This is a genomic window from Idiomarina seosinensis, from assembly GCF_044797955.1.
Taxonomy (GTDB): Bacteria; Pseudomonadota; Gammaproteobacteria; order Enterobacterales; family Alteromonadaceae; genus Idiomarina; species Idiomarina seosinensis_A.
The window spans coordinates 1,570,391-1,584,679 of record NZ_CP085211.1 but is presented as its reverse complement, the minus strand read 5'-3'; the positions used below and the strand labels follow the sequence as shown (position 1 = coordinate 1,584,679).

General features: G+C 49.3%; 11 protein-coding genes and 1 other RNA gene. 7 read left to right on the top strand and 5 right to left on the bottom strand.

The genetic code is table 11. From position 1 onward, the window contains the following. Position 1 precedes the first annotated feature (1 nt). A complete protein-coding gene (locus LG288_RS07460) occupies positions 2-1,573 on the bottom strand; it encodes an AbgT family transporter (RefSeq protein ID WP_404399542.1) in 1,572 nt (523 codons plus the stop codon). A gap of 80 nt (positions 1,574-1,653) precedes the next feature. On the opposite strand from LG288_RS07460, the gene rnhB reads away from it, so the two are divergent. From rnhB to LG288_RS07445, 3 genes are all read left to right on the top strand, one after another. Then, complete coding sequence (gene rnhB / locus LG288_RS07455; protein WP_404399540.1) at positions 1,654-2,217, top strand: ribonuclease HII; 564 nt, start codon at positions 1,654-1,656, stop codon at positions 2,215-2,217. 68 nt (positions 2,218-2,285) lie between these two features. After that, a complete protein-coding gene (locus LG288_RS07450; protein WP_404399539.1) occupies positions 2,286-3,233 on the top strand; it encodes an isopenicillin N synthase family dioxygenase in 948 nt (315 codons plus the stop codon). 20 nt (positions 3,234-3,253) lie between these two features. After that, entirely contained in the window at positions 3,254-5,026 is a 1,773-nt protein-coding gene (locus LG288_RS07445; RefSeq protein ID WP_404399537.1) for a bifunctional metallophosphatase/5'-nucleotidase, read from the top strand. A gap of 46 nt (positions 5,027-5,072) precedes the next feature. On the opposite strand, the gene LG288_RS07440 is transcribed toward LG288_RS07445, so the two are convergent. Further along, positions 5,073-6,644 (bottom strand): AbgT family transporter, encoded by a 1,572-nt coding sequence (locus tag LG288_RS07440; protein WP_404399535.1) that lies wholly within the window; start codon positions 6,642-6,644, stop codon positions 5,073-5,075. A gap of 115 nt (positions 6,645-6,759) precedes the next feature. Further along, positions 6,760-9,213: an acyl-CoA dehydrogenase FadE gene (gene fadE / locus LG288_RS07435; protein WP_404399533.1), complete on the bottom strand. Its 2,454-nt coding sequence runs from the start codon at positions 9,211-9,213 to the stop codon at positions 6,760-6,762. Between the two features lie 177 nt (positions 9,214-9,390). Here fadE and LG288_RS07430 point away from each other — a divergent pair, with 177 nt between their 5' ends. Further along, a complete protein-coding gene (locus LG288_RS07430) occupies positions 9,391-10,113 on the top strand; it encodes a DUF3108 domain-containing protein (RefSeq protein ID WP_404399531.1) in 723 nt (240 codons plus the stop codon). Here LG288_RS07430 and purN read toward each other — a convergent pair. Beyond that, a complete protein-coding gene (gene purN, locus LG288_RS07425; protein WP_404403060.1) occupies positions 10,110-10,748 on the bottom strand; it encodes a phosphoribosylglycinamide formyltransferase in 639 nt (212 codons plus the stop codon). The genes LG288_RS07430 and purN overlap by 4 nt on opposite strands. A gap of 9 nt (positions 10,749-10,757) precedes the next feature. Beyond that, positions 10,758-11,813 (bottom strand): phosphoribosylformylglycinamidine cyclo-ligase, encoded by a 1,056-nt coding sequence (gene purM, locus LG288_RS07420; RefSeq protein ID WP_404399530.1) that lies wholly within the window; start codon positions 11,811-11,813, stop codon positions 10,758-10,760. A 182-nt stretch (positions 11,814-11,995) separates the two neighbouring features. Here purM and LG288_RS07415 point away from each other — a divergent pair, with 182 nt between their 5' ends. From LG288_RS07415 to ssrA, 3 genes are all read left to right on the top strand, one after another. Continuing rightward, positions 11,996-13,114 (top strand): NADH:flavin oxidoreductase, encoded by a 1,119-nt coding sequence (locus tag LG288_RS07415; RefSeq protein WP_404399528.1) that lies wholly within the window; start codon positions 11,996-11,998, stop codon positions 13,112-13,114. 25 nt (positions 13,115-13,139) lie between these two features. Next, the gene (elbB, locus tag LG288_RS07410) at positions 13,140-13,790 is read left to right on the top strand and encodes an isoprenoid biosynthesis glyoxalase ElbB (protein WP_404399525.1); all 651 of its coding nucleotides are present in this window, start codon (positions 13,140-13,142) and stop codon (positions 13,788-13,790) included. A gap of 99 nt (positions 13,791-13,889) precedes the next feature. After that, positions 13,890-14,248, top strand: a transfer-messenger RNA (tmRNA) gene (gene ssrA, locus LG288_RS07405). Positions 14,249-14,289: the final 41 nt, after the last annotated feature.

Below are 14,289 nucleotides of genomic sequence, written 5' to 3'. Positions count from 1 at the left end.
GTTAACCTGCCGGGTAAGTGTAGTTAGCCTGGAAACCCAGAGGGATACCAAGTGTCCAGTAGAGGATCAAGAACGCCGACCATAATACCAACAACGATACTGTAAAGGGTAACATCATAGCGACCAGTGAGCCGATACCGGTACCTTTAACGTAGCGTTGGCAATACAAAACAACCAGCGGGAAGTAAGGTAGTAATGGCGTAATGATGTTACTACTTGAATCACCAACACGATAGGCCGCCTGGGTTAAATCAGGCGAATAACCCAGTTGCATCAGCATTGGCACAAAAATAGGCGATATTAACGCCCATTTAGCCGAAGCAGAGCCAACAAATAAGTTGATAAAAGCCACCAGGAATATCATGCCGACCATAGTTACACCGCCGGATAACTCGAGGCTGGCAAGGAAATTAGCGCCTTTCACCGATAGTAGAGTACCAAGCTGAGAATCGCCAAAGGCTTTAATGAACATGGCACAGAAAAACGCCATAACCATGTAATAGGCCATTCCTTCCATCGATTTAGTCATCGCGCCGATAACGTCCTGGGAGTTGGTAAAATTACCCGAAACGAACCCGTGGACGATACCCGGAATAATGAACAATAAGAAAATCAACGGGACAATCATCCCCATTAGCGGCGCTGCAAAGGAAGCCAGCTCACCAGTTACCGGATCGGCTAAAGGTGAATTTTCCATAGTGGCTGAAAAATATAACAGTAAAAGGCCGATAACCATGGTCAGTGAGGCTAAGTAAAAAGCGGTGCGGTCACGTGGGGTAACGTCATCCAGAGCTGGCATTTGTTCTTGCTCGCCATCCAGTTCGGTACCCCGCAGTCGCGGTTCAACCACTTTGTCGGTAAGGAACCAGCCAACGCCAATAACCAAAATTGAAGAGGCTGCAGTAAAAAAGTAGTTATTTAGCGGGTTTAATTGCATATCCGCATCAATAAGCTGGGCAGCCGACTGGGTGAAGCCCTGCAATAAGGGGTCAATAGCAGAAGGCACGAAATTAGCACTAAAACCGCCGGATACGCCGGCAAAAGCCGCTGCAATACCAGCCAGTGGATGCCTTCCTGCAGCATAAAAAATAACGCCGCCAAGGGGGATTACCAGAACATAACCAGCGTCGACGGCTGTATGGCTGACAATGGCCACCAGAATTAATACCGGCGTCAGCAACATTTTTGGGGTGACATTAAGCATTAACTTAATGGCAACATTAATATAGCCCGAGCGCTCTGCAACCCCAACACCTAACATCGCCACTAACACCACTCCCAGTGGCGCAAAGCCCATAAAAGTGTCGACCATGGTAGCAAGAAAAGCAGCCATTTCGGTGCCACTAAGCAAGTTGGTCACATTGATGGCTTCGCCGGTTAAGGGGTGTCTTTCATCGAAGGATACGCCGGAAAAAAGCCACGACATGACCCAGACAATCAGTAACAATCCAAAAAACATAACCGCCGGATCAGGCAATTTATTGCCAACGTATTCAACTTTGTCCAGCATACGGTTTAACAGGCCGCGGGGCTTTTCCATCTGTTCGCGGTCTGGTTGTGGATTTTCAGCCATGAGAACCTCAGGTTAATATATAATGACGTAATAAAGCGCTATCATAACCATTATTTAATAGACTAACCAAGTGAGATTGTATGATTTGTGGAACCGATGAGGCCGGTCGTGGACCCATTGCCGGGCCAGTGGTTGCGGCAGCTGTAATTCTGGATCCGGAAAATCCGATTATTGGTCTGAATGATTCAAAAAAACTAACCGAAAAAAAACGTAACGCGCTTAACGAAGAAATTAAAGCGAAAGCGTTGTACTGGGCTATTGCGCAAGCTGAAGTGGATGAAATTGATTTGATCAATATCCTCTGGGCTTCGATGAATGCGATGACACGGGCGGTTGATGCGTTGCCGGTTAGCCCTGTCAAAGTGCTGGTGGATGGCAACCGGGTTCCGCAACTCAGAGTTCCTGCCGAAGCCATCGTTGGCGGTGACGCCAGCGAACCTTGTATAGCAGCCGCCTCGATTTTGGCAAAAGTTGAACGTGACAGGCAAATGCTGGAGTGGCACCAGCAATACCCACAGTACGAATTTGACCGACATAAAGCGTATGGCACCGCCAAACACCTTGAACTACTGAGATTGCATGGCCCTTGTCCAATTCATCGCAAGAGTTTCCGGCCGGTCAGAGACCTGCTCGCCAACTTGTGAAAAAACCGCAATCGGCCTAAAATACGCGTCTATTTTTCTTAAAAAACTACCAACTAATGGACAATCCCATGCAGTCTGCTTCTCATTCTATCCCTCACGTTGATATGCGTCGTTACAACGAAAACTTTGATGCATTTACCCAGGAAGTGGGGAATGGCTATGACCAATATGGTTTTATTGCGTTAACTCATCATGGTATCGACACCGCGCTGATCGAGCGGGCACTGGATACTTGCCGCGAGCTATTTGCGCTGCCTGAAGAGGTTAAAATGCAGTACCACCGCCCCGGTGAAGGCGGAGCGCGCGGTTACACACCCTTTGGTACTGAAATTGCTAAAGACGCTAAACACGTCGACCTGAAAGAATTTTGGCATGTAGGCCGCGAAGTCGACGGCGAGCCAAAATATCCACAGTTACTGCCCAATGTCTGGCCAAAGGAGCTGCCGAAGTTTGAACAGGATATGACCGCGATTTATCGCGAGCTGGACAAACTGGGCAACAAAGTCCTGGATGCCCTGGCGGTATTTTTAGGGCAGCCAAAGGATTTTTTTCGCGATAAAGTTAATAACGGAAATTCTATTTTACGGCCGTTGCACTACCCACCGATTATCGACCAGGGGACGCCTTCTGTGCGGGCCGGGGCTCACGAAGATATCAATGTGCTGACCCTGCTGGTGGGATCACGCGAACCCGGCCTTGAAGTACTGGCAAAAGACGGTAGCTGGGTGCCGGTAACGATTATTGAAGGGGCAATCATTTGTAATGTGGGCGATATGCTGCAGCGCCTGACAAATCATGTATTACCCTCAACGACACATCGCGTAGTCAATCCGCCTGCGCCTTACAGCGCGAAATCACGCTATTCGATTCCTTTTTTCCTGCACTTTAATCCTGATGTCATGATAACACCGCTACCCTCGTGCATCAGCGATGAGAACCCGCAGCGTGATCCGGCAATTACTGCAGACGATTACCTGATGGAACGTTTACGTGAAATCGGTCTGATTAAAGATTAAAACTAACCCGGGGAACTGCTATGAGCTTATTGAGACTGCCGGTTTTACTGCTTGCGTCAGCATTGCTCGGCGGTTGCGCTGCTCAATCGACTGAAGCGCCGCAAGAGCTTAATTTGACGGTGCTTCACGTCAATGATCACCATTCTAATTTACTGCCCAAACAGCGAACTCTCAGTTGGGGAGGCCAGCAGTGGCAGGTCAATAGTGGCGGTTTTGCCCGGGTTGCAAAGCAAATCGAGTTACTGCGTAAACAGCATGATAATGTGCTGACGTTGCACGCCGGTGATGCCATCACCGGCAGCCTCTTTTTTACCTTGTTCGGCAACGAGGTTGACGCTCAGGTCATGAATAAGGTCTGCTTTGATGCCTTTACGATCGGCAATCATGAGTTTGATAAAGGCGATGCCGGGTTAAAAGAGTTTTTGGACAAGCTGGGAACACCGGCATGCCCGACCGCAAAATTGTCGGCTAACGTTAAGCCGGCATTGGGTGTGTCGCCGTTAACACCAGCCAGCATGAGCGACTCTTTTTCGCCGTACGCTGTGTTTCAGCGCGGCGGTCACTCCGTTGGGGTGGTGGGTCTGACCATTGCAAAGAAAACTAAGAAATCGTCGCAACCCGATGCAACCACCGAGTTTGAAGACGAACTTTCGGCCGCTCGCAGGGCAATTACTGAACTGCAGTCAAAGGGTATCGAGAAAATCGTGTTACTGAGCCATATCCAGTATGCCCGCGATCTGGAGCTGGTAACCCAGTTGTCGGCGGTAGATGTGGTTATTGGCGGCGACTCTCATACTCTGCTGGGCGATTTTTCTGAGTTTGGCATGGAAGCTGCTGGCCCTTACCCCACAGTCATTAATAATGCCGATGGCGAAACCGTCTGCTTAGCCCATGCTTATCAATACAGTCAAGTGGTCGGCGAATTGCAGGTGCAGTTTAACGGTGATCAAGTAGCCAGCTGCGGCGGTCGGCCGCACTTTCTGCTGGGGCAAGAGATCCAGCCGACAGAAGGGTCAGTTACTACCCTTGAACCAATTAAAGCCGCGCTAAAGCAAAGCGGTGTGTTTAGCTTTGTTAAGCCAGATAGCCAAGTTCAGGGTTTGTTAAATGATTATCAGGAAAAAGTGCAAGATTTTTCCGGTGAAGTGCTGGCCAGGGTTCCTGAAACCATTTGCAGTCAGGAAATAGACCGGCCACGGCGTTCAGGTTGTGCTGATGTGATCAGTTCCGGCGCACATCGGATAACCGCTGAAGCCTTCCTTCACGCCGTACCGGAAGCTGATTTTGCTTTGCAAAATGGTGGTGGGGTGCGTGGTGACATCAAAGCCGGCGAGTTCACCATAGGTGATGCGTTTAGCATATTACCTTTTGCCAATACCCTGGTTTCAATTGAGATTACCGGGTCGCAGCTTAAGCAGGTACTGGAAGAAGCGCTTGCCTATTCAGTTTCTGATGGCGGCTCAACGCGGGCTTATCCTTATGGTGCAGGCATCCGTTACTCGGTTGATTTAACCCAGAGTTATGGCGATCGAGTGTCAGACATTCAGATCTGGGATAAAGAAAGTGATCGTTGGCAATCAATGCAGTTACAAGAAAGCTATACGGCGGTGACTAACAGCTTTGTTGCTGGCGGCCAGGACGGTTACCAAACATTTTATGAGCTGACCGAACAGGGGCGCGCTAACAATACCGGTATTGATTATGCTAAAGCGCTGGCGGAGTTTGCCCGCGAGCAGGGTACCCTGGAGCGTCCGGACGAATTTGCCACGCAAGCTTACCGGGGCAGGGATTAATGGCTCGTGCTGACAAGCCATTAATCCTGATCAAGTCAGCTTTGCTTTAACCGCTGTAATAGGTTGGTGTGCTGGGGCCAACCGGTAAGCCAAAGACAAACACCCAGATAAAGAACAAAATAGTCCAGCCAACAAAGAAAATCATCGAGTAAGGCAGCATCATCGCAATTAGAGTGCCAATACCCAGATCTTTCTTGTAGCGCGCTGCTACCGCCAGAATAAGCCCAAAGTAACTCATCATTGGTGTGATTACATTAGTTACTGAGTCACCAATACGGTAAGCCGCCTGAATGACCTCGGGGGCATAGCCGACCAGCATCAGCATGGGTACAAAAATAGGTGCAGTAATAGCCCACTGAGCGGAAGCAGAGCCTAGCATCAGGTTGACGAAACCGCAGATCATAATAAAAAATACGAACAATAAGGGTCCTGTTAACCCCATGCTGGTCAAAAATTCGGCGCCATTAATTGCAAAAATAGTACCGAAGTTAGTCCATTTAAAGAAGTTAACGAACTGAGCCGCAAAAAATACCAAGACAATATACATGCCCATGGTACTCATGCTGTGCGACATAGCATCGATAACATCGCGATCGTTTTTCATGGTTTCCACTGTGCGACCATAGACAAACCCGGGGATAGCAAAGGCAAAGAAGATATAAACAACCACACCTTTTAAGAAGGGAGAGCCTTTTACATCGCCGGTTTCCGGATGGCGCAAAATACCCCATTCAGGAACCACCGTCAGTGCCAGAATGGCGGCAATCACCACAATGCTCAAACCGGCATATAATAGTCCCCGTTTTTCCTGAACCGTTAGTGGCTCCATCGAGGACTGGTCGCTCAGGTCCATGGCGGCCTCTTCACTGTTATATTTGCCCAGCTTAGGCTCAACGATTTTATCAGTAATCAGTGCCCCCAATATGGCGATCATAAAGGTGCTCACCATCATGAAGTACCAGTTGGCTTCAGCACCAACCGTATACTCAGGGTCAATAATGCGGGCGGCCTCGGCGGTAATGCCCGACAGCAATGGATCAACAGTGCCGATTAGCAAGTTGGCGCTGTAGCCGGCGGATACACCAGCAAAAGCCGCTGCCAGACCGGCCAGAGGATGGCGGCCAAGGCCATAAAAAATCATTGCGGCCAACGGCACCAATACCACGTAACCCAGTTCTGAAGCGGTATTAGAAATAACGCCGGCAAATACAACGGTTACCGTAATGAGCTGAGGCGGAGCCTTCATTACCAGGCCGCGCATTGCCGCCGATATAAGCCCGGAACGTTCGGCAACACCGACCCCCAGCAAAGCAACCAGGACCGTCCCCAGTGGCGTAAAGCCAGTAAAGTTAGTTACCAGATTGGTAACCATACGTTGTACGCCTTCAGCAGTCATTAAGCTGACAGCAGGAATGACGGTTTCGCCATCGCGCGGATCAATAGCGCTGACGTCAAAAAACGCAGCAATACCACTGGCGACGATGATGAAAAGGCAGAAGATTGCAAACAGGGTAATGGGGTGGGGCAACAAGTTGCCGAGCCACTCAACACTATCAAGAAAACGGGTAAACCAGCCGCGCTTGCTGGTAGCATCATAGCTATTATTCGAAGACTGCATAAAGAAAACTCGTTTTATAATTTTAATCTCGGCGTATCTTACCCAAATTTCACCCATAAAAAAACGGCTCTCCAGCAGGAGAGCCGTTTTATCGGCTGATAGTTAACCGTTACGTTCAGGCGGCCTTATCATCGGCTAAATTTTTTAATGCGTAATCAAAAGCTGCTTTGCCGGCCAGCAGATCAGCCGGGTCAAAGTCATCTACGTTGATAGTTCGCAAGCGACCAGTTTCAGCCCGGCGCATTAAGTCGGCTTCATCGTCACTAATAACGCCAAGTTCAAGCCCTTTGTCGGCCAACGCATCCAGTTGAGTAAAGCTAAAGCGTTCACCCGCAGCCTTACAGATTTTCGCATGCAGCGTTTCACAGGCGATCATATCCTGTAAGGTTTGCTCCAATAGTCCGAAGTGACCTTCGGGATCTAAGAATTGCCCTTCACCTAAGCGGCTTCGGGTAACACTCGGCTCCATCAGCAGACGCGCAACTTTGTGGTCAGTTTTATCACTCGGGCGTTTAACAAACCGACCCAGAGGGAACATAATGCCGCGCATCACTGTGCCTACAGCACCAAAGTTTTCCAGCAGTGCCAGTTGAGCTTCCTGTAGTTTGAACAGGGTATCCTGCATTGCCCAATGCAACAGCGGCTTATCATCTTCAAGGTGACCCTGATCATGAAAGCGTTTCACCGTAGCCGAGGCAATGTAAAGATAGCTGAGCATGTCGCCAAGGCGCGCAGATACTCGCTCTTTACGCTTAAGGCTACCGCCTAATACACCCATCGCAACATCCGACAACAGAGCCAGGTTGGCACTGAAACGGTTCATTTGCTGGTAGTAAGCTTTAGTGGCGTTGGTGCCCGGTGCATCACTCAGACGGTGACCACCAAAGCCGTAAAATAATGAACGGACAAAGTTACTGGCAGCAAACCCGATATGTCCGAAAATGGCTTTATCGAATTCCTTAAGAGCAGCAGAGCCTTCTTTTGCCGACGCGGTCATTTCTTTAAGCACGAACGGATGGCAGCGGATAGCACCCTGACCATAAATCATCATGCTGCGAGTCAGGATATTAGCGCCTTCCACCGTAATGGCAACAGGCACACCCTGATAACCACGGCCGAGGTAGTTGTTTGGACCCAGACAAATGCCTTTACCGCCGTGTACATCCATAGCATCATCCATGCATGACCGCAGCTTTTCGGTCATATGATATTTCGCAATGGCTGAGATAACCGAAGGCTTTTCACCCAGGTCGATGGCAGCCGTTGATAAGGTGGTAACCGCGTCCATCAAATAAGCATTGCCGCCAATGCGTGCCATGGGCTCTTCAACGCCTTCCATCTTACCAATAGGCAGTTTGAATTGGCGACGGATGCGCGAGTAGGCACCGGTTGCAAGAGCCATTTGTTTTATCCCACCGGCGCTGTTTGATGGCAGTGTGATTGCACGGCCAACCGACAAGCACTCGACCAGCATCCGCCAGCCTTTACCAGCCATCTTTTCGCCACCAATGATGTAATCCAGCGGCACAAACACATCATTACCGCGCACCGGGCCATTCTGAAACGGCACATTTAACGGAAAGTGACGGCGACCAGTCTCCATCCCCGGGGTGTCTTGAGGAATAAGCGCACAGGTAATACCCAGTTCTTCTTTCTCGCCTAACAGACCCTCTGGGTCATACATTTTAAAGGCCAGCCCAATGACCGTAGCAACAGGTGCCAGGGTAATGTAACGCTTATTAAAATTAAGTTTTAGACCAACAATTTCTTCGCCGTTCCACTGGCCTTTGCAGACCACGCCGGAATCCGGAATTGCTCCTGCATCTGAACCGGCCTCAGGACTGGTTAATGCAAAACAGGGAATTTCATCGCCGTTAGCAAGGCGTGGCAAATAATGGTCCTGCTGTTCCTTTGTTCCATAATGTTGCAGAAGTTCTCCAGGACCGAGCGAATTAGGGACGCCAACGGTTGAGGCCAGTACTGTACTGACACCGGCTAGCTTTTGCAGCACCCGCGACTGAGCATAAGCAGAAAACTCTAGACCACCGTATTCTTTTTTGATGATCATCGCGAAGAATTTATTGTCCTTAAGGTATTGCCAGACGTCCTGCGGCATGTCCGTCAGCTCATGAGTGACTTCCCAGTCATCCAGCATCTTGCAGACTTCCTCACAAGGGCCGTCTAAGAAGGCCTGCTCTTCAGCGCTCAGTTCCGACTTAGGTACGTCCAGCAACTTTTTCCAGTCGGGATCACCGGCGAAAAGCTCGCCTTCCCACCAGACAGTTCCTGCTTCCAGCGCATCACGCTCAGTATCTGACATTTCTGGCATGACTTTGCGGTAAGCTGTTAATATCGGCTTAGTGAGGAAGTTTTCGCGCAAGCTGGTAACATTAACTGGTACCAATACAATAGCCAGTAAAATCCATAATACCGGACCGACAATGTTGAACATGCCACCAATGGCGAACATGGCAACCAGTCCCAGACTAAAGCCCAGCAAGCTTGCTCGTTTATAAGTTAATACACCGGCAACGACTAAGGTTGCGATGATCCACAGTGCGACACTCATAGTTATGCTCCAAATTAGAGGTCTGACCAGTAATATTAGGGCCAAACTAAAGCATGTCGCACTTATTTTCAAGAAAAAATTGAACATGCGTTTGAAAAATTAGTCTGAATAACTTAAAGCATTACTCTGGCGCTGTTCTGCAGCCCGGGGTGTATGGAAAAATTAAGAGGTCCAGCAATGAAAAAAGCATTAGCTTTGCTACTGTTTTGCACGTCGTTAGCCGCTGTTGCGGAGCCAGTAACATTGAAGCCTTACGAAGCGGAGTATCTCATTACTCGTGGTGGCAGCGAATACGGCGAAGGTTATCGGAAACTTGAGGTTTCGCCGGAAGGTGAGTGGCAGCTGAGGGGCAAAACCGATATTTCCTGGTTTATCCTGTCGGATGTGCGCGAAACGCGCTCGGTTTTTAAATACGACCGACAAAGCCAGAGCTTTGAGCCGATGGAGTTTTTGTACATGCGTTCAGGTACCGGCTCTGATAAATCGTTCCATGCCACTTTTGACGCCGATAGCAAAGAAATTCGTAACGTTGACAGTGGGCGGCTGATTGATATTCAGTGGCAGGATGAGCTGTATGATGAGGCCAGCGTGATAGAAAAGTTGCGGCTGGATGTCGCTAATAAAGCTGAACCGCTGGAGTACCCCATTATTGATGAAAAAGGCCGGGCCGATAACTATCGCTATGAGATCCTGAAGGAGGAGAAATTAACGACACCTTACGGCGAGCTCAACGCAGTTAAAGTGCAACGGGTGCGAGACACTGACCGCCGACAGACCTTTTTTTGGTTCGCTCCAGAATTAAATTATTTATTAGTGCAGACCCGGCAATTTAAAGAAGGTGAGGAGCAGGCCACCATGTCGCTGCAGAAACTGCAGCGACATGAAAAGGAAAAAAACTAGTCGGCCGCGTACCCCTGTTCGCCAAGTGGTTTGCCGTCAAATAAAGCACGACCCCCTTGCAGAGTAAGCCGGTCCTGACAAAACCAGTTTACAGCAAGGGGATATATCCGGTGTTCCTGCTCGTGTACCCGAGCTTGTAAATCGGCACTGGAGTCACCTTCAAAGATCGGTACTTTGGCCTGTAAAACGACCGGGCCCCCGTCCAGCTCTTCAGTGACAAAATGCACACTAACACCATGTTCCTGATCACCTGCATCCAGAGCCCGCTGATGAGTGTTAACTCCTTTGTACTTGGGCAGCAATGAGGGGTGAATATTAAGCATGCGACCCTCATAGTGACGTGTAAAAGTGCCGGTCAGGATACGCATAAAACCTGCCAGGACAACGAGATCCGGCTGATATTGATCAATAAGCGTCATCAGTTGGGCGTCATAATCTTCACGGCTGGCAAACTCTTTGTGTGATAACACTTCGGTGGCAATGCCTTTATCGGCTGCTTTGCTGAGGCCTCTGGCTGTTGCTTTATTGGATATGACGGCCACCACCTGACCAGCAACCTGGCCACGCTCACAGGCCTCTTGAATAGCCTGCATATTTGAACCAGTGCCCGAAATCAGTACTACTATGCGCTTCATCATTAAGCCTTAGCGAGTTTCGTCGGCTAAAATATCGACTTGCTCTTCGCCTTCTTCAGCTTTGCTGATAAACCCAATTTTCCAGGCGTTTTCGCCGGCATCACTCAGCAACTGCACCGCTTGCTCAGCTTTTTCCTGCGGTACCACTATGACCATACCGACGCCACAGTTAAAGGTGCGGTACATCTCTTTCATATTGACGTTGCCGTTGTCTTTTAACCAGTCAAAAATCACCGGCCAGTCCCAGCTGTTACCGTCAATTACTGCTTTTGAGCCGGCTGGCAGAACACGTGGGATATTCTCCCAAAAACCACCTCCGGTAATGTGTGAAAGGGCATGAACAGGAAGCTGTTTAATGAGATCAAGTACCGGTTTGACGTAAATTCTGGTCGGCTCCAGCAAATGCTCTGCCAGCGAACGGCCGTGTAAGTGAGATTCCAGATCAACTTCGCTGACTTCAATGATTTTACGAATTAGCGAGTACCCATTTGAATGCGGGCCACTTGAGCCTAAGGCAATCAATGCATCGCCCTCGGCAACTTTACTACCGTCGATGATGTCATCTTTTTCGACCACTCCGACGCAAAAGCCGGCTAAATCGTAGTCACCGTGTTCATACATGCCCGGCATTTCAGCGGTTTCACCGCCGATAAGTGCGCAGCCGGACAGTTCACAACCATCGCCGATACCGCTGACCACATCAGCCGCCACATCGATGTCGAGTTTACCGGTCGCATAATAATCCAAAAAGAACAGCGGCTCGGCACCCTGTACGATTAAATCGTTAACGCACATAGCCACCAAATCGATACCCACGCCACGGTGCTGTTTTAAGTCGATTGCCAGTCGCAATTTGGTGCCGACTCCGTCAGTACCTGATACCAGAACGGGTTTTTTGTAACCCGTCGGTAACTCACACAAGGCACCAAAACCACCAATGTTACCCATAACCTCGGGCCGAGTCGTGCGTTTGGTAACGCCTTTAATTCGATCAACCAGGGCGTTGCCTGCGTCGATGTCCACGCCTGCGTCTTTGTAGCTAAGAGATGGTTTATTGGTACTCACGGGAAATCCTCGACAGGGTCAAAATTTGCGCGCAAGTTTATCACGAAAGCCCATGCAAACGGTACTCCCAAAAGCACTAACAAGCTGAGTTTTGCCGGGTAGCGGGGTTGAATTTGTCCTAATCCAGCACAATGACTATGCTTAACAGCGTTTAGATGTGGTTACAAAATAAGGATTTGAGCATGAGTTCAGCGTTTGATAGTCACGAAGTAAAAGGACACAAACTTAAAAATCGATTGGTGGTTGCCCCAATGACACGCATCAGTGCGGATAAAAAAGGCAAGCCAACCGAATTGATGGGCGATTATTACGAACGCTTTGCCAAAGGCGGCTGGGGTATGATTATCAGCGAAGGTGTTTACACTGATCAGCAAGCCAGTCAGGGGTATAGTCATCAACCGGGCATCAGTGATGCACCACAAACGGATGCCTGGCGCACGATCGTTGAACGGGTTAAGCAGCATAACTGTCAGTTTATTTTACAGCTAATGCATGCCGGTGCTCAGTGTCAGCATAATGAATATACCGATACGGCGATAGCACCCAGCGCTGTTCAGCCCAAAGGTGAGCCGCTGGGCTGGTATGGTGACGCCGACGGCTGGCCGGAAGTAAAAGCTATGGATGAGCGGGATTTTGATGCGGTGATGCAAGGATTTGTCGGGGCCGTTAACCGAGCCCGGGAAGCAGGTTTTGATGGTGTTGAGCTGCATGCAGCCAATGGCTATCTGCTGAACGAGTTTTTGAGTGATTATTTTAACCGCCGCAACGATCAATGGTCCGGTGATATTGGGCATCGGCTGACCTATGTCGCTATGGTTGTTAAAGCAGCCAAAGCAGCGGCGAAAGGGAATTTTATTGTCGGTATCCGCTTGAGTCAGATCACAATAACCGATCCCGACTATCAGTGGCCCGAAGGCGAAGAAGCAATGATTAAGCTGGTTAAGGCATTAAAAGAGGCCGGCATAGATTACATCCATACAACAGACAGTGACGTTAACCGCAAGCCTTTTAAAGGCGGCAGTAATAAGTCCCTGGCCGAAATCGTGCAGGAGTTCAGCGATATTCAGTTGATTGTTAACGGCGGCATTGACGAAAACAACTATCAACATGTCGCATCTCATTATCCCAGCGCATTACTGGCGGTAGGTAAAAAAGGGCTGGCTAATCCGGATTTGCCGTTACGATTAAAATCGGGCGAATCAGTGGACGAGCTGGACTTTGCTATGCTTCAGCCCAGTGCCACCTTAGAAAACGAATGGCAGTGGCGTAAACAAAATGACAAAGAAATAGAACTTGACTAACAAACAACCGAACGCGAGGTTTGTGATGAAAAAAGTAGCTGTTTTACTATCAGGCGCCGGTTTTTACGATGGTGCTGAAATTAACGAAGCGGTGCTGACACTGCTGCATATCAGCAAGCAAGGGGCAGGCTACCAGTGTTTCGCTCCGGATATCGCCCAAGCAGACACCATTAACCATGTAAAAAATGAAGATACCGGCGAGAAACGTAACGTGCTGGTTGAATCAGCACGAATAGCACGCGGTGACGTGCAACCTTTAAGCCAATTAAAGGTCGAAGATTTTGATGCGCTGATATTGCCGGGTGGTTTCGGTGTTGCCAAGAACTTTTGCGACTTCGCAAATAAGGGCGCCGACATGTCCGTTAATGATGAAGTGCTGGCCATTGGTCGTGGTTTTAAAGAAGCTAATAAACCAGCCGGGTACATGTGCATTGCGCCGGTTTTATTACCTCATATTTATGGCGAGGGCGTTAAGCTGACCGTTGGTAACGATAAAGACGTCGCCGGCGCAATAAGCAGCATGGGCGGACAGCACATTGACTGTGGTGTGCGGGATATTGTCGTAGATGACAAATATCAACTGGTAACGACACCTGCCTATATGCTGGCCGAAACACCGGCTGATGCTGATGCGGGTATTGGAGAGCTAGTAGAAAAAGTGCTCTACATGGCTTAATTACTCCGAAATGCTCAGTAAATAATCGCTCAGCAACGGAACTTATAGCACTTAGACGCGGTCTGAGTTATAGTATTCGCGTTAAATCAGTAAGACTTTGGGGCTGATTTGGATTCGACGGGATACACGAAACCCAAGGTGCATGCCGAGGTGAGGCAGGCCTCGTAAAAAGCCTCAACCTTATAGTTGCAAACGACGACAACTACGCTCTAGCGGCTTAATAACCCGCTAAGCCCATCCCCCGGCGCTTTGTCTGCGAGACCGGACCAGGATGGCTCAAACCAAAGCAGACTCGCGTGGATGCTTCGTCCGGAGCTGAAGCGTTAAAACCAATCGGACTCGTCAGTTGTGAAGCCTGTCAGTCGGCGTCACACTGATTAATTAAAAGACTGACTAAGCATGTAGTACCGAGGATGTAGGTATCGCGGACGCGGGTTCAACTCCCGCCAGCTCCACCAATTCCATATAAAAAGCCGCTCAATCGAGCGGCTTTTTTATT